Here is a 16,317-nt window from a genome sequence, read left to right as displayed (position 1 = left end):
CGGCGGCTCCTCGCGTACCGGTATGTCACCGGCTCCGGCTCAGTGGATGTCGCCCATCAGCGACCTGACCTTCTTCCGGTACATGTAGATCGCGATGCCCGCCAGCGTGGCGAGCAGCGCCTCCAGGGCCACCACGCCCGTACGGCTCAGATCCACGCCGCCGATCGAGAGCAGCCCGGTCACCGAGTCGCCCGCCGTCACGGCCAGGAACCAGACGCCCATCATCTGGCTCGCGTACTTCGTCGGCGCCATCTTCGTCGTCACCGACAGGCCGACCGGGGAGACGCACAGCTCGCCGACGGTCTGGATCAGATAGATGCCCACCAGCCACATCGGGCTGACCAGGGTGCCCCCGCCCGCCATGACCAGCGGGATCAGGAAGAAGAAGAACGAGACGCCGATGAAGAACAGCCCCGCGGCGAACTTCACGACCGTGCTCGGCTCCTGGCCCCTGCGGTTGAGCCACAGCCAGAACCAGGCGATGACCGGCGCCAGCGCCATGATGAAGACCGGGTTCAGCGACTGGTACCAGGAGGTCGGGAAGGACAGGCCGAAGAGCGAGTCGGCGGCCTTCGTCGTACCGAACGCCTGAACCGTCGAACCGCCCTGGTCGTAGATCATCCAGAAGACGGCCGCGGCCACGAAGAACCAGATGTACCCGGACATCTTGGTCTGCTCGGTCGCCGACAGCTCCTTGTCGCGCTTGATCCGGATCAGTACGGCGGCCGGGATGGCCAGGCCCGCGAGGGTCAGCGGGACCATCGCCCAGTTGAGGGTGAAGTGGCCGCTGAAGCCGACCACGCCGTAGAAGACGGCCGCGATCAGCAGCCAGGTCATCCCCTTGCGCAGCCAGGTCGCGCGCTCCTCGCGGGAGAGCGGGGTGGGGACGCGGCTGCTCTCCGGGCTGAGGTGCTTCGTACCGAGCAGGAAGACGACCAGGCCGATCCCCATGCCGACCGCGGCGAGCGCGAAGCCGAGGTGCCAGCTGTACTTCTCGCCCACGGTGCCGATGATCAGCGGGGCGAAGAAGGCGCCGATGTTGATGCCCATGTAGAAGACGGTGAATCCGCCGTCGCGCCGCGGGTCGTTCGGGCCGTCGTAGAGATGGCCGACCATCGTGGAGATGTTGGCCTTCAGCAGACCCGAACCGAGGGCCACCAGGGCCAGACCGGCGAAGAACGTCCCCGAGCCGGGCAGGGCGAGGGTGAGGTGGCCCACCATGATCGTGCCGGCCGCGATCGTGACGGTCTTGCGCGGGCCCCAGACCCGGTCCCCCAGCCAGCCGCCGGGCAGTGCCAGCAGGTAGACCATGGAGAGGTAGATGGAGTAGATGGCCGTGGTCGTGGCCAGGTCCATCCCCAGGCCGCCGCCCTGGAGCCCCTTCGAGGCGTCAGGACCGCCGGACAGCAGATAGATGGTGAGCAGTGCTCTCATGCCGTAGAAGCTGAAGCGCTCCCACATCTCGGTCATGAAGAGAGTGGCCAGTCCGCGGGGGTGGCCGAAGAAGGTCTTCTCCGTGCCGCCGGGTGCGCCGGGCGACTCGGGCGAATCCTTCGTCAGGCTGGACGCCATGGGTCGATCCTTCGTGGGGGGTTGGCACATAAAAAGGACCTTCGGCGCTCAGCAGGCCAAAGGTCCCCAGGTGGTACTACAGGCGTCTCGCCACCATACGGCACGACAGAGCATGATATGGAAGGACTTGAGAGATGGATCACAGGTTTCCATGTGGTGGAACGCCTATATTCGAAGGCTGATCATCGGATCGCACCGTAGGGCCGCAGGTGTGGTTCCAGGACCCGTGCGCGGCTCGTCCGCCGGGCGCCGGGCGGTCCGCCGCGTCTCCGCGGCCCTCGTCGAGCACATCCCGGCGGTCGCCCTTTGCGGTCTACCATCACCCCATGACCCGTGTACTGCTCGCCGAGGACGACGCTTCCATCTCGGAGCCGCTGGCCCGCGCCCTGCGCCGGGAGGGATACGAGGTCGAGGTCCGGGAGGACGGCCCCACCGCGCTGGACGCCGGACTCCAGGGTGGCATCGACCTCGTCGTCCTCGACCTGGGCCTGCCCGGCATGGACGGCCTCGAAGTCGCCCGCAGACTGCGCGCCGAAGGCCATACCGTCCCGATCCTGGTGCTGACCGCGCGCGCCGACGAGGTGGACACCGTCGTCGGCCTGGACGCCGGCGCCGACGACTACGTGACCAAGCCGTTCCGGCTCGCGGAGCTGCTGGCACGTGTACGGGCGCTGCTGCGGCGCGGCGCCGCGGACCCCGTTCCCGCCCCGGCGACCCACGGCGTACGGATCGACGTCGAGTCGCACCGGGCCTGGATGGGCGACGAGGAACTACAGCTCACGGCCAAGGAGTTCGACCTGCTGCGGGTCCTGGTCCGGGACGCGGGCCGGGTCGTCACCCGCGACCAGCTCATGCGCGAGGTCTGGGACACCACCTGGTGGTCGTCGACCAAGACGCTCGACATGCACATCTCCTGGCTGCGCAAGAAGCTCGGCGACGACGCGGCGAACCCCCGCTACATCGCGACGGTACGGGGCGTCGGCTTCCGCTTCGAGAAGAGCTGACGGCTCGGGGAAGAGCCGACGGCTTCGGGATGTGCTGACGCCCGGAGGGCACCATGCGTCGTCGCCTGATCAACTCCACGCTCGCCGTGGTGCTCGTCGTCATCGCCGTCTTCGGGGTGTCGCTCGTCATCGTCGAGACCCGCACGATCAGCAACAGCGCCCAGGAGAGCGTGGACTCCGAGGCGCTGCGGCTGGTCAGCATCGTCGACAGCCGGCTGCTCGGCGGCGACCGGGTCACCGCCAAGATCCTCTCCGAACAGGTCGACCAGAAGCGGTACGCCCGGATCGAGATCCCCGGCCGGCCGGTCGTCGAGATCGGCTCGCGCCCGTCCGGCAGCGTCATCCGCGCGAAGGCGGAGGGCGAGGAGGGCGAGACCGTCACCGTCGAGGAGGCGCGCTCCTCGGTCACCCGCGAGGTCGGCCGTACGCTGCTGATCATCGGCGCGGTGGCGCTGCTCGCCGTCGTCGCGGCCGTCCTGCTCGCCGTACGCCAGGCCAACCGGCTGGCCTCGCCGCTCACCGACCTCGCCGAGACCGCGGAGCGGCTGGGGTCCGGCGATCCGCGCCCCCGCCACAAGCGCTACGCGGTGCCCGAACTGGACCGGGTCGCGGATGTGCTGGACTCCAGCGCCGAGCGGATCGCGCGGATGCTCACCGCCGAGCGCCGGCTCGCCGCGGACGCCTCGCACCAGCTCCGTACGCCCCTGACCGCCCTGTCCATGCGGCTGGAGGAGATCTCCGCCACCGACGATCTGGACACGGTCAAGGAGGAGGCCACCATCGCGCTGACGCAGGTCGAGCGGCTCACCGATGTGGTGGAACGGCTCCTCACCAACGCGCGCGACCCCCGGACCGGCTCCGCCGTCGCCTTCGATCTCGACGAGGTCGTCAAGCAGCAGATCGAGGAGTGGCGCCCCGCCTACCGCAGTGCGGGCCGGGCCATCGTCTGTTCGGGCCGCCACGGCATGCGGGCCGTCGCGACCCCGGGCGCGGTCGCCCAGGTGCTCGCGGCGCTGATCGAGAACTCGCTGATGCACGGGGGCGGTACCGTCGCGCTGCGCACCCGGGTCACCGGCAACCAGTCGGTGATCGAGGTGACCGACGAGGGGCCGGGGGTGCCGGCGGACCTCGGGGCGCGGATCTTCGAGCGGACCATCAGCGGCCGGAACTCCACCGGGATCGGTCTCGCCGTGGCCCGCGATCTCGCGGAGGCGGACGGCGGGCGGCTGGAGCTGCTGCAACAGCAGCCGCCGATCTTCGCGCTCTTCCTCAGCCGCGAGGCCAGTACGCGCACGGCCCGCAAGGAGCCGGACCGCCCGGTCCGCTGAGGGCCCCGACCGTCGGGCACGGACCGTCGGGTACGGACCGTCGGGTACGGCCGAGCAGGTGCGGCCGAGCAGGTACGGGGTGGGTCAGCGCCCGAGGCGGCTGACGGCGGGCGCCCCGTCCGCCCCGTCGGCGGTGCCTCGCTCCGTGCCCCCGGCGTCGGCGCCGGCGTCCGGGGAGGGCAGGGCCTGGAACACCCAGGTGCGGTACGACCAGAAGCGGAACAGCGTGGCTATCGCGGTGCCGAGGAACTTGAACACGTTGCTCTGGAGCGGGGTGTCCCAGCCGAAGCCGTACGTCGCCGTGTACAGCACCCCGTTCTCGATCACCAGTCCGACCACGCTGAACAGCAGGAAGAGCGTCAGCTCACGGGTGCGGCGGCTCTTGTCGCGGTCCCGGTAGGTGAAGTAGCGGAACCCCACGTAGTTGAAGGCGATCGCGACGACGGTGGCCAGCACACTGGCCCGGACCACGGGCAGCTCCGTCGTGTGCCGGACGAGGTTGAAGACCAGCAGGTTGACCAGCAGCCCCAGGCCGCCCACCGCACCGAATTTGGCCGCCTCGCGCACGAGCCGCCCCAGCCGCACGCGCAGTGCGCCCTGTTCGCTCATCTGGCTGCTCAGCCCCGTCCGGTCGCTGTCGGTGTGTGGTGCCGGAGATCGGCATCGCTGTCGAACCATGCTAACCAGCCCCCTCCCGGCCCGCCCGCTCGTCCACAGCCCCCCGGGCCCCGTGCGGAGGGCACCTGTGGACAAGTGGGCGGGCCGGTCCCGACGGCGGCTACGCTAGGTGCGTGACGTTCCCGGTAGTCGGCATGGTCGGCGGCGGTCAGCTCGCCCGTATGACCCACGAGGCGGGCATCCCCCTCGGCCTCAGATTCAAGCTCCTCAGTGACACCCCCCAGGACTCGGCGGCCCAGGTGGTGAGCGAGGTCGTCGTGGGCGACTATCGCGACCTGGACACGCTGCGTGACTTCGCGCGCGGCTGCGATGTGATCACCTTCGATCACGAGCATGTCCCGGTCGAGCACCTGCGCGCCCTGGAGGCCGACGGCATCCCCGTCAGACCGGGCCCCGAGGCGCTGCTGCACGCCCACGACAAGGGCGTCATGCGCGCGCGGCTCATGGAGCTGGGCGTGCCCTGCCCGCGCCACCGGATCGTGGCCGACCCGGCCGACGCCGCCGCGTTCGCCGCCGAGGTGGGCGGCTTCCCTGTCATCCTGAAGACGGTGCGCGGCGGGTACGACGGCAAGGGCGTCTGGCTCGTACGGTCCGAGGCGGACGCGGCGGAGCCCTTCCGCGCCGGCGTCCCCGTGCTGGCCGAGGAGAAGGTCGACTTCGTACGGGAGCTGGCGGCGAACATCGTCCGTTCGCCCCACGGCCAGGCCGTCGCCTACCCCGTGGTCGAGTCCCAGCAGGTCGACGGCGTCTGCGACACGGTCATCGCGCCCGCGCCCGGACTCTCCGAGGAACTGTCGGGCGAGGCCCAGCGGCTCGCGCTGCGGATCGCCGCCGAGCTGGGCGTGGTGGGCCACCTCGCGGTGGAGCTGTTCGAGACCCGGGCCGCCGACGGCACCCCCGGCATCCTCGTCAACGAGCTGGCGATGCGCCCGCACAACTCCGGGCACTGGACCCAGGACGGCGCGATCACCTCGCAGTTCGCCAACCATGTACGGGCGGTCCTCGACCTGCCGCTGGGCGACCCGCGCCCGCGCGCGCCCTGGACGGTCATGTGCAACGTGCTGGGCGGTGACTACCCCGACATGTACACGGCGTATCTGCACTGCATGGCCAGGGACCCCCAGCTCAAGATCCACATGTATGGCAAGGACGTGAAGCCCGGCCGCAAGGTGGGGCACGTCAACACCTACGGCGACGACCTGGACGACGTGCTGGAGCGCGCCCGTCACGCAGCCGGCTACCTCAGAGGAACGATCACCGAATGACCGCCCGCCCGTCGCCCGGCCACCGCCCCTCATCGAGCGCTGACGCGCGCAGGTCCCCCCTGGTCGGCATCGTCATGGGTTCCGACTCGGACTGGCCCGTCATGGAGGCCGCCGCCACGGCGCTCCACGAGTTCGAGATCCCGTACGAGGTGGATGTCGTCTCCGCCCACCGCATGCCGCACGAGATGATCGCGTACGGCGAGGACGCGGCGGGCCGCGGCCTGAAGGCGATCATCGCGGGCGCGGGCGGCGCGGCCCATCTGCCGGGCATGCTGGCCTCGGTCACCCCGCTGCCGGTGATCGGCGTCCCCGTACCCCTGAAGTACCTGGACGGCATGGACTCGCTGCTCTCCATCGTCCAGATGCCGGCCGGGGTCCCGGTCGCCACGGTCTCGGTGGGCGGCGCACGCAACGCGGGCCTGCTGGCCGCCCGGATCCTCGCGGCGCACGACCAGGAGCTTCAGGAGCGGATGCGCGAGTTCCAGCAGGACCTGAGGCAGCAGGCGACGGAGAAGGGCCAGCGGCTGCGCGCGAAGGTCGCCGGCTCCGAGCACTTCGGGTTCGGCACATGACCGCGCCGGAGGCGTCCTCCCGCCCGGCCGGTGACTTCCTGGAGGCCGCCCGCGCCCTGCTGGCCGACGCCCCGGTCGTCGACGGCCACAACGACCTGCCGTGGGCCCTGCGCGAGCACGTGCGGTACGACCTGGACCGCCTCGACATCGCCGGGGACCTGTCGGGGCAGCTCCACACCGACATCCCCCGGCTGCGGAGCGGCGGCGTGGGCGGCCAGTTCTGGTCCGTGTACGTACGCTCCGACATGGCCGGGGACGACGCGGTCAGCGCGACGCTGGAACAGATCGACGTGGTCGGCCGGCTCCTCGACCGCTACCCCGGCGACCTGGCCCGCGCGCTCACCGCCGACGACATGGAGACCGCGCGCCGCGAGGGCAGGATCGCCTCGCTGATGGGCGCCGAGGGCGGCCACTCCATCAACAACTCGCTGGCCACGCTGCGCGCCCTGTACACGCTGGGCGTGCGCTACATGACGCTCACCCACAACGACAATCTGCGCTGGGCCGACTCGGCCACGGACGCCCCGTCGGTGGGCGGGCTCTCGCCCTTCGGCCGCGAAGTGGTCCGCGAGATGAACCGGGCCGGCATGCTGGTCGACCTCTCGCACGTGGCGGCCACGACGATGCGCGACGCGCTCGCCACGACGGCCGCGCCGGTGATCTTCTCGCACTCGTCGGCGCGCGCGGTCTGCGACCACCCGCGCAACATCCCGGACGACGTCCTGGAGCGGCTGCCCGCCAACGGGGGCGTCGCGATGGCGACGTTCGTCCCGAAGTTCATCCTCCCCGCGGCGGTGGCCTGGACCCGGGAGGCCGACGCGAACATGCTCGCGCACGGGCTGCACCCGCTGGCCACGACCGCCGACGCGATGCGTGTCCACGAGGACTTCGAGGCGGCGAACCCGCGCCCGGTCGCGACGGCGGCCACCGTCGCCGACCACCTCGACCACATGCGCGAGGCCGCGGGCATCGACCACATCGGCATCGGCGGCGACTTCGACGGCACGGCGTTCACCCCGCAGGGCCTGGAGGACGTCGCCGGCTATCCGAACCTGATCGCGGAGCTGCTGAGCCGCGGCTGGTCGACGGCGGACATCTCCAAGGTGACCTGGGGCAACGCGGTCCGGGTGCTCCGGGCGGCGGAGGACGTCTCACGCGCGCTGCGCGTCGAACGCCCGGCGTCCCAGGCGACGATCACGGACCTCGACGGCTGATCCCCGTACCGCCGGGGGCGGGTGTCGGCACGTACCGGCAACCGCCCCCGGCCGGTCACGGCGGGAGAGCCCGCCGGCCGGGAGGGTCAGGAGGAGCAGAGACAGAACGGGTGCCCGGCCGGGTCCGCGTAGACCCGGAACGTCCGCTCCCGGTCCGCCGTGTCCAGCGGTACGGCGCCCAGCGCCAGCACGCCCTTCTCCGCCACGTCCAGGTCCCGCACCATCAGGTCCAGATGGAACTGCTGGGGAGTCTCCGCCGCGGGCCACGAGGGCGGTACGAAGCCCGGCGCGGCCTGGAAGGAGAGTGGGGTGCCCGGGGCGCCCCGCAGCTCGATCCAGGAGTCGGTGCCCTCCCCGAGCGCCACGGGCTCACCTCCCAGCACCTCGGCGTAGAAGCGGGCGAGCGCGAGCGGATCCGGGCAGTCCAGGACGACGGTGTCGAGTGTGGCGATGGCCATGACGTTCACTCCTCGGGATCGGTGGACGGCGCACTGACATACCGGTCGCCGGTCGCGTGTTACTGCTGAACGACGTCAACGGGTAACCGTTACCGCATGCTCCCGTATCGGGGGTAACGTCGCAACCATGAATGACCGCCCGCCCGCTCCCGGAGGGCTCGCCCTGGTCCAGTCCCTCGTCAACTCGATGGACCTGGAGACACGCTCCGACCTGCTCTCCACGGCGGAGGGCCGGGCCGCCTTCGGCCTCGCGGCGCACGAGGTGGAGGCGGCCCGCGCGCTGCGCCGGGCCCTGCGCACCGCCTGCCTCGCGCACGCGGGCATCCATCCGCGCGGCCGCTCCGTCGCCGACCTGGACGCGCTCCTCGCCGGGGCGCCGCTGCGGATCGCCGTCGGTCCCGGCGGCGAGGCCGCGCTCCGCCCCGCGACCGCGCCCGGCACGCTGCTGTCCCGGATCGCGGAGGCCATCGCGGCGGCGTCCGCCGACGGTACGTGGAACCGGCTCAAGGCGTGCGAGGCGGAGGACTGCCACTGGGCGTTCTACGACCGCAGCCCGGCCGGACGGGGCCGCTGGTGCTCGATGTCGGCCTGCGGCGCGCGCGCCAAGATGCGCGCCTACCGGGCCCGCCTCATGGACGGCGGCGGCGCCCCCCTCTGACCCGTACGCCGCGGGCCCCGGCGTACGGCCACGGGCCCCGGCGCGCACGGCGTCCACGCGGCGCGCACGGCGTCCACGCGGCGCTCGGGTGTCGGGCGTCAGGCGCGCGGGCGCCCCATCGCACGGTACGTCCACCCCGCCGCGCGCCACCGCTCCGGGTCCAGCGCGTTGCGCCCGTCGAGGATCAGCGGGCGCGCCGCCACGGCGGCCAGCGCCGCCGGGTCCAGCTCGCGAAACTCGCGCCACTCCGTCAGATGCAGCACCACATCGGCGCCGCGCACCGCCTCCAGCGCCGACTCCGCGTACCCCAGCGTCGGGAAGAGGTGCCGGGCGTTCGCCATGCCCTTCGGGTCGTAGACCGTGACCTGGCCGCCCTGGAGATGGATCTGGCCCGCGACATTGAGCGCGGGGGAGTCCCGTACATCGTCCGAGTCCGGCTTGAACGTCGCGCCGAGTACGGCGACCCGCTTGCCCAGGAACGACGAGTCGGCGCCCACCGCCTCGCGCGCCAGCTCCACCATGTGGCCGCGCCGCCGCATGTTGATCGAGTCGACCTCGCGCAGGAACGTCAGCGCCTGGTCCGCGCCCAGCTCGCCCGCCCGCGCCATGAACGCCCGGATGTCCTTGGGCAGGCAGCCGCCGCCGAAGCCGATCCCGGCGCGCAGGAACTTCTTCCCGATGCGCTCGTCGTGCCCCAGCGCCTCCGCGAGCTTCACGACATCGCCGCCGGCCGCCTCGCAGACCTCGGCCATCGCGTTGATGAACGAGATCTTCGTCGCCAGGAAGGAGTTGGCGGAGGTCTTGACCAGCTCGGCGGTCGGGAAGTCCGTCACCACGAAGGGCGAGCCCTCGCCGATGGGCGTCGCGTACACCTCGCGCAGCGTCCGCTCGGCCTTCGTGGCGCCCGTACCGTCCGTACCACCCGCACCCCGGACGCCGATCACGATCCGGTCCGGGCGCAGCGTGTCCTGCACGGCGAAGCCCTCGCGCAGGAACTCCGGGTTCCAGGCCAGCTCCACCTCGCGCCCCGCCGGCGCCACCTCCGCGATCCGCGCCGCGAGCCGGTCCGCGCTGCCGACCGGCACCGTGGACTTGCCGACGACCAGCGCGGGGCGGGTCAGATGCTTGGCCAGGCTCTCGACCGCCGCGTCGACGTAGCTCATGTCGCAGGCGTACTCGCCGTGCTTCTGCGGGGTGTTCACACAGACGAAGTGCACATCGCCGAAGTCCGCGACCTCCGCCCAGTCCATGGTGAACCGCAGCCGCCCCGTCGATCCCTCGATCCCGGCCACGTGCTTGCGCAGCAGCTCCTCCAGGCCCGGTTCGTACATCGGGACCCGGCCCGCCGAGAGCAGCTCGATCTTCTCGGGCACCACATCGAGTCCGAGGACCTCGAAGCCCAGCTCCGCCATGGCCGCGGCGTGCGTGGCGCCGAGATAGCCGGTGCCGATCACGGTGATCTTGAGGGCCATGTGGGAGCTCCAGGGAGAGACGGGCGGTGTGCGGCCCGAGCATATCCGCGCGTCGGAGGCGCTCCACAGGGGCACTTCTCCCTCGGGGCGACGCGGTCGGCACAGCGGGGCGACGCTGTCGGCAAACTCACCTATGCCTGTGCCGTCAGCGCCGTCTAAAATTGGGTTACTTAACGGTAGTTAGCATCCTGGGGAGTGAAAGACCGTGGCCGGACCGGCTGATTTCGACCTGTACCGCCCCTCCGAAGAGCACGACATGCTCCGCGAGACCGTGCGCGCGCTCTCCGAGGCGAAGATCGCGCCGTTCGCCGCGGCGGTGGACGAAGAGGCCCGCTTCCCGCAGGAGGCGCTGGACGCGCTCGTCGCGTCCGATCTGCACGCAGTCCATGTCCCCGAGGAGTACGGCGGCGCCGGCGCCGACGCGCTGGCCACCGTGATCGTCATCGAGGAGGTCGCCCGCGTCTGCGCCTCCTCCTCACTGATCCCCGCGGTGAACAAGCTGGGCTCCCTCCCGGTGATCCTCTCCGGCTCCGAGGAGCTGAAGAAGAAGTACCTGCGCCCGCTGGCCCAGGGCGACGGGATGTTCTCGTACTGCCTCTCCGAGCCGGACGCGGGCTCCGACGCGGGCGGCATGAAGACCCGGGCCGTACGCGACGGCGACCACTACGTCCTCAACGGCGTGAAGCGCTGGATCACCAACGCGGGCGTCTCCGACTACTACACGGTCATGGCCGTCACCGACCCGGAGAAGCGCACCAAGGGCATCTCGGCGTTCGTCGTCGAGAAGGGCGACGAGGGCGTCTCCTTCGGCGCCCCGGAGAAGAAGCTCGGCATCAAGGGTTCGCCGACCCGCGAGGTCTACCTCGACAACGTCCGCATCCCCGCCGACCGCCTCCTCGGCGCGGAGGGCACCGGCTTCGCCACCGCGATGAAGACCCTGGACCACACGCGCATCACCATCGCGGCCCAGGCCCTCGGCATCGCGCAGGGCGCGCTGGACTACGCCAAGGGCTACGTCCAGGAACGCAAGCAGTTCGGCAAGCCGATCGGCGACTTCCAGGGCGTCCAGTTCATGCTGGCCGACATGGCCATGAAGCTGGAGGCCGCCCGTCAGCTCACCTACGCGGCGGCGGCCAGGTCGGAACGGGTCACGGCGGGCGCCACGAAGGAGGACCTGACCTTCTTCGGCGCGGCGGCCAAGTGCTACGCCTCGGACGCGGCCATGGAGATCACGACGGACGCGGTGCAGCTCCTCGGCGGCTACGGCTACACGCGCGACTACCCGGTGGAACGCATGATGCGCGATGCCAAGATCACCCAGATCTACGAGGGCACGAACCAGGTCCAGCGGATCGTGATGGCCCGCAACCTGCCGTGACGAAAGGCCCCGGCCCCGGCGTCGTGCCGGGGGCCGGGGCCTGGGGCCTGGGAGGCGGCAGGTCAGCGGACGCGGAGGGTGACGGGGATCTCGCGGCCGTTCGAGGCGTAGTGCGTCTTCACCGTGTCGATGTGGCGCATCCGCCAGGTGCCGTTCCGCGCCACCGTGAACTGCTTGCTGAAGGTGCCGTTCGTGAGGGTCGTCGCGGTGCCCAGCTCCTTCCATGTGGCGCCGGGCGTGGTGGCCTTGAAGTAGACGCGGACCTTCCGGCCCGGGTACGCCTTCCACGTGGTGCCGGACTTCTGCATCAGGGTGCCCTTGGCGGTCAGCCTCGTGCCCTGGGTGATGCCCTCGGGCGCGACGCTGTCCTTCCGGATCTCCGTGTACACGCGGCCGAGCCGGTGGACGCGGCTCTCCACGCCCGGGGCGGCCAGGTGGCGCAGACGCCAGTAGCTTTCCGCCACGCCCTTGACGGGAGCCGTCTGGTGGAACGGGGTCCCGTAGGCCGCCGTGAACCGGCCGACGCTCGACCAGTTCATGCCGTCCGTCGAGTGGTCGATGGAGACCTGTCCGGTCGTCCCGGCCGGGTACGAGCCCGAGGTGACGCCCAGAGTGCCGCTGAAGGTGACCTTCCGGTACTTGTCCACGGCGGCCTCGACCGCCGAGAAGGTGCTCGTGGCGGCCGTCTTGAGCTGGATGTCGTACGGGGAGCCTCCTGTGAACCAGGGCTCCTTGCCGAGAGCGACCCGCTTCCCACCGTTCCCCGTGGCGGTGAAGGTGCCGGCGAACGTGCCGTCCTCCTTGGTGCTGGGGCCGTACTGGTCGCCGATCAGGAGACCGACGCCGCCCGCCGGCTTCTCGGTGCCGTCGTCGGCCGTACGGGTCACCTTGCCGCGCAGCGGGACGTCGCTGCCCAGCGGGGCCGTGACCGAGCCGGTGGGGGTGTCCACCGCCAGCTTCAGGGGCTGCCGGTGGACCGACACCGGGAACTCCGCGCCGCTCTGCTGGAACCAGACGCTGATCTGCGTCTTGTCGGTCTCGTAACCGCTGAACTCGAACGGCAGGGAGAAACGTCCCGCCTTGTCGACGGCGTTCAGCTTCGGGTCCCGCAGCAGGTGGCGGGAGCGGATCGTGGCTCCCGCGAACGGCTTGACCTCATGCGTGTTCGGGTCCTGCGCGACGAGCGTGCCGTTCACCGTGACCACGCGGTGGTCGTACGACACGGTCGTCCGGTCGGCGGTGGCGGTCACCTGGGGCGCGAGGCCGTAGTTCAGCTCGCCGTTGTCCCGGTCCACGAGTTCGCCCGCCGTACCGGCCTTGACCACGAGGTCGATGGTGTACACGCCCATCGCGGGCAGCTCGACCGGGTCGGTCCAGAACTGCTGGTCCAGGCAGTCGTACGCGGTGGGGCAGCTCCCGGCGTCGTTGAGACCGAGCGTGGCGAGCACCGCGTCGCCGCCCTTCGCCCGGATCCGGACGGTGACGTCGGACGGCAGGGAGTCGCGCTCCCAGTGCTCGTAGAGCACATGGATCCTGCCGTCCTTCTCGGCGCTCCCCGAGTACGACCGGAGGCTGACCTCGGCCGCCTGCGCGCCGGGCGCGACCACCAGGGTGGACGCGGAGAGCGCGACGGCCGTGCTCACCACGGCCAGGATCTTTCTCAAAGGTCCTCCATCGGACATGTGTCTGATCTACGGCACATTCGACGCGTCGGTCAGGAGGAAGGTTGTACGCGCGGCCCGGCCGGACCCGGGCACGCCGAGGCCCCCGCACCGCCGCCGGAGCGGCGGGCACGGGGGCCGGGGGACCTGCGGGGTCGCGGAGGAGCGAGGGGCGACGGGGGCGAAGACGCGGGGTCAGTCGCTGGTGACCGTGACCTTCTCGTCGTTGTTGAGCTGGTTCACCAACTCCTTGACCTTCGCCTTGTCCCAGACGAGGTTCCCGCCCACGCTGCCCGAGATCGGCATGTTCATCGAGACGCCGTCGCCGCCCGTGATGCCCTTCATCGCGAAGAACATCTGGCCCAGCGACCAGAGGGACATGTCCTTGTCCACGATCAGGGTGTCCAGGCCCGCGCTCATCGTCGGGTAGAGCTTGAACGGGTTGAGGATCGTGCCCGGGGTGGCCGTCTGGGAGGCGAGGGCCGCCAGGAACTTCTGCTGGTTCTTCGTACGGTCCAGGTCACTGGCGGCGAACGCGTACCGCGTCCGGACGAAGGCCAGCGCCTGCTCGCCGTCGAGGGTCTGCGTGCCCGCCTGGAAGTCGGCGCCCGACTTCTTGTCCTTGAACGCCTTCGGGATGTCCATCTCCACCCCGCCGATCGCGTCCACGATGTTGGCGAAGCCCGCGAACCCGATCTCCACGTAGTGGTCGATGTACAGCCCGGTGTTGTACTCGACGGTACGGACCAGCAGTTCCGGCCCGTCCTCCGCGTACGCCGCGTTCAGTTTGGTCTGGCGGCCCGTGTTCGGGTACTCCTTGCCGGACTCCGAGCCCACGAACGACGGGATCGTCACATTCGAGTCGCGCGGCAGCGAGATCAGCGTCGGCCCGTTCGACCCGTCGTGCAGGATCATCATCGAGTCGGTCCGCTTGCCCTCGGCGGAGCCTGTGTGGAGCTTCTTCTTGTCCTCGGCGGACATGCCCTCGCGGCTGTCGGAGCCCACGATCAGGTAGTTCGTGCCGTCGCCCTGGCTCGGCCGCTCGATGACCTTCGAGAGATCGACCTCACGCTTGAGCTTGCCGTCGGCCCAGAAGTACGTACCGATGGACGTGACCAGCAGCGCCACCACCAGGACCAGCGCGCCGATCTTGATCCGGCGCCCCCAGTCGGGCGCGTACCGCGGCGCCGGGGCCCCGCCGGACTGCGGCGGGATGTAGCCCCCGCCGCCCTGGCCGCCGCCCCCGCCCGCGGGGGAGCCGTAGACCTGGCCCGTGTTGTACCCGCTGTCGTAACCGGCGCCCTGCCCCTGCTGGGGTACGCCGCTGCGCTGCACATGCGGCATGACGCGCGCGCCGTCGGGCTGTGTGCCTCCGCCGCCGCGCCCGTAACGGTTGTTGCGGTCGCCGGTCCGCCCATCGGGCCAATCATTCATGCGGAACAGTGTGCCGGGCCTGTCTGTGTCCGATCCAGAGAGGTGGGAAATCGGACCGGGCCCGTTGCGAATCTGATGCAATGCGCACCGGAATGGAGCCGCTGTGAAGGTTTGACCCCGTGCGGACCGTCCCTTACGGGCAGAGCGTCCCTTACGGGAGGACCGTCCCCTACGGGCAGACCGCCTGGTCGCCGGTGGTCGCGTCGAACTCGCCCTTCGGGTTGTCCTGCGCCCGTACCGGCGTGACCGCCTTGTAGTCCGTCCCCGCCACCACCTTCAGCGTCGCGCCCTGCTGCTTCACCGCCCGCAGCTCACTGCCCGGCAGCGCCGCCGCCAGGGACTTCGCCGAGCGGTCCCAGCGCGGGTCGTACATCACCACCGTCCGCCGCACGTCACCGCCGTCCGAAGCGAGCGGCGAGCCGGTGGTACGGAAGCCGGTGGCCTGGAGCGCGTCGTCGACCCGCTTGCCCAGACCGTCCGCCGGTGTCCCGTTGTAGACCTGTACGCGGATCTCCTCCGGGCTCACGTCGACGACCGTCGCCTTGCCCGCGGACCCCGTACCCGACGCGGGCCGGCGCGGCGGCGCCAGCGGCTTGTCCTCGCGCAGCGCCTGGAAGAGCCGCTTCGACTTCACCGGGTCCCACTTCACCGTCGCGCCGACGCCCTTGACCGGGACGGACGCGCCGCCGCCGGCCAGCGGTACGGAGGTGAACTCCGACGAGGCGGGCGAGAAGCCGCGCATCGCCTCGTTGACCGCGAGCATCTGCTCGGCGCCGAACCCGGCGTCGGCCCGTACCGAGCCGAGGACCGTCGAGGTGACCTCCTTGAACCGCGCCGGGTTCAGCAGCACCCCGCTGCTGGTCGCCCGGCCGATCAGGGCGGCGACGAACCGCTGCTGGCGCTCCATCCTGCCGAGGTCGGCGGCGCCGTCGACATGGCGGGAGCGTACGTACTGAAGGGCCTCGCCGCCGTTCATCCGGTGGGTGCCCGGCGCCAGATCGAGCCCGGTGTACGTGTCCTTCATGGGCCGGGTCGTGCAGATGTCGACCCCGTCCAGCGCGTCCACCGTCTTCATGAAGCTCGTGAAGTCGACCTCCAGATAGTGGCTGATCTTCACGCCCGTCAGATGCTCGACGGTGCGGACGGTCAGACCCGGCCCGCCCTCCGCGTACGCCGCGTTCAGCTTGACCGGGTGCGGGGAGTGGTGCGCGCCTGTGGTGGCGTCGGTGTGGTCGGGCAGCTCGGCGAAGCTGTCGCGGGGGAGGCTCACCACACTGGCGCGCCCGCCGTCCGCCGAGAGATGCACCAGCATGATCGTGTCGGTGCAGTGGCAGGGCGCGCCGCCGAGCCGGTACTTCTGCCGCTCCTCCTCCGTGATCTTGTCGCGGCCGTCCGTGCCGACGAGCAGCAGATTGAGCCCGCGCCCCGCGCCCGGCCGGTTCTTCATGTCCTTGAACGGGTCGATCCGGCCGATCCCGGTGTCCAGGCTGGTCATGACCGCGTGGCCGATCCCGCCGGCCCCCAGGACCAGGACCGAGAGGGCCGTCGCCATCCGCATCCCCCAGCGGGGCCGCCCGTCCTTCCTGGCCCCGTCCTTCCTGCCGGCGTCCTTCCCTCCCGCGC

14 protein-coding genes are annotated in these 16,317 nt (G+C 71.0%); 7 read left to right on the top strand and 7 right to left on the bottom strand.

The window, feature by feature from the left end:
* Positions 1-39: 39 nt before the first annotated feature.
* A complete protein-coding gene (locus ACFXPK_RS19620) occupies positions 40-1,572 on the bottom strand; it encodes a peptide MFS transporter (protein WP_385006324.1) in 1,533 nt (510 codons plus the stop codon).
* Positions 1,573-1,898: 326 nt separating this feature from the next.
* On the opposite strand from ACFXPK_RS19620, the gene ACFXPK_RS19615 reads away from it, so the two are divergent.
* Both ACFXPK_RS19615 and ACFXPK_RS19610 read left to right on the top strand, forming a co-directional pair.
* Positions 1,899-2,576, top strand: a complete 678-nt coding sequence (locus tag ACFXPK_RS19615; protein WP_385006326.1) for a response regulator transcription factor — start codon at positions 1,899-1,901, stop codon at positions 2,574-2,576.
* A 53-nt stretch (positions 2,577-2,629) separates the two neighbouring features.
* Positions 2,630-3,904, top strand: coding sequence for an ATP-binding protein (locus tag ACFXPK_RS19610; RefSeq protein WP_385006328.1), 1,275 nt, complete (start codon positions 2,630-2,632; stop codon positions 3,902-3,904).
* Positions 3,905-3,988: 84 nt separating this feature from the next.
* Here ACFXPK_RS19610 and ACFXPK_RS19605 read toward each other — a convergent pair whose 3' ends face one another.
* On the bottom strand, positions 3,989-4,513 hold the full coding sequence (locus ACFXPK_RS19605; RefSeq protein ID WP_385077025.1) for a GtrA family protein: 525 nt from the start codon (positions 4,511-4,513) through the stop codon (positions 3,989-3,991).
* Positions 4,514-4,695: 182 nt separating this feature from the next.
* Between ACFXPK_RS19605 and ACFXPK_RS19600 the strand changes: the two genes are divergently transcribed.
* Genes ACFXPK_RS19600 through ACFXPK_RS19590 form a run of 3 tightly spaced genes read left to right on the top strand, consistent with a single transcriptional unit; the run spans position 4,696 to position 7,633 of the window.
* A complete protein-coding gene (locus ACFXPK_RS19600) occupies positions 4,696-5,847 on the top strand; it encodes a 5-(carboxyamino)imidazole ribonucleotide synthase (RefSeq protein WP_385077023.1) in 1,152 nt (383 codons plus the stop codon).
* Positions 5,844-6,419: a 5-(carboxyamino)imidazole ribonucleotide mutase gene (gene purE / locus ACFXPK_RS19595; protein ID WP_385006334.1), complete on the top strand. Its 576-nt coding sequence runs from the start codon at positions 5,844-5,846 to the stop codon at positions 6,417-6,419. Before ACFXPK_RS19600 ends, purE begins: the two co-directional genes overlap by 4 nt.
* Positions 6,416-7,633: a dipeptidase gene (locus ACFXPK_RS19590; RefSeq protein WP_385006336.1), complete on the top strand. Its 1,218-nt coding sequence runs from the start codon at positions 6,416-6,418 to the stop codon at positions 7,631-7,633. Before purE ends, ACFXPK_RS19590 begins: the two co-directional genes overlap by 4 nt.
* Before the next feature lie 86 nt (positions 7,634-7,719).
* Here ACFXPK_RS19590 and ACFXPK_RS19585 read toward each other — a convergent pair whose 3' ends face one another.
* A complete protein-coding gene (locus ACFXPK_RS19585) occupies positions 7,720-8,091 on the bottom strand; it encodes a VOC family protein (RefSeq protein WP_385077019.1) in 372 nt (123 codons plus the stop codon).
* Positions 8,092-8,218: 127 nt separating this feature from the next.
* Between ACFXPK_RS19585 and ACFXPK_RS19580 the strand changes: the two genes are divergently transcribed.
* Positions 8,219-8,749 carry a CGNR zinc finger domain-containing protein gene (locus tag ACFXPK_RS19580; RefSeq protein ID WP_385077016.1) on the top strand — a complete coding sequence of 177 codons (531 nt, stop codon included), beginning with the start codon at positions 8,219-8,221 and terminating at the stop codon, positions 8,747-8,749.
* 98 nt (positions 8,750-8,847) lie between these two features.
* On the opposite strand, the gene ACFXPK_RS19575 is transcribed toward ACFXPK_RS19580, so the two are convergent.
* Positions 8,848-10,221: a UDP-glucose dehydrogenase family protein gene (locus ACFXPK_RS19575; protein ID WP_385007586.1), complete on the bottom strand. Its 1,374-nt coding sequence runs from the start codon at positions 10,219-10,221 to the stop codon at positions 8,848-8,850.
* A 205-nt stretch (positions 10,222-10,426) separates the two neighbouring features.
* Here ACFXPK_RS19575 and ACFXPK_RS19570 point away from each other — a divergent pair, with 205 nt between their 5' ends.
* Positions 10,427-11,599, top strand: a complete 1,173-nt coding sequence (locus tag ACFXPK_RS19570; protein ID WP_385007588.1) for an acyl-CoA dehydrogenase — start codon at positions 10,427-10,429, stop codon at positions 11,597-11,599.
* Positions 11,600-11,661: 62 nt separating this feature from the next.
* Here the strand turns inward: ACFXPK_RS19570 and ACFXPK_RS19565 are convergent, their stop codons facing one another.
* From ACFXPK_RS19565 to ACFXPK_RS19555, 3 genes are all read right to left on the bottom strand, one after another.
* Positions 11,662-13,263 (bottom strand): hypothetical protein, encoded by a 1,602-nt coding sequence (locus ACFXPK_RS19565; protein ID WP_385077012.1) that lies wholly within the window; start codon positions 13,261-13,263, stop codon positions 11,662-11,664.
* Positions 13,264-13,455: 192 nt separating this feature from the next.
* Positions 13,456-14,694: an LCP family protein gene (locus ACFXPK_RS19560; RefSeq protein ID WP_385003090.1), complete on the bottom strand. Its 1,239-nt coding sequence runs from the start codon at positions 14,692-14,694 to the stop codon at positions 13,456-13,458.
* 169 nt (positions 14,695-14,863) lie between these two features.
* On the bottom strand, positions 14,864-16,252 hold the full coding sequence (locus ACFXPK_RS19555) for an LCP family protein (protein WP_385077030.1): 1,389 nt from the start codon (positions 16,250-16,252) through the stop codon (positions 14,864-14,866).
* Positions 16,253-16,317 lie beyond the last annotated feature (65 nt).

Origin of the sequence: Streptomyces sp. NPDC059142 (assembly GCF_042755665.1) — a bacterium.
Lineage (GTDB): Bacteria > Actinomycetota > Actinomycetes > Streptomycetales > Streptomycetaceae > Streptomyces.
The sequence above is the reverse complement of the archived record's forward strand: the minus strand, read 5'-3'. Positions and strand labels throughout refer to the sequence as shown.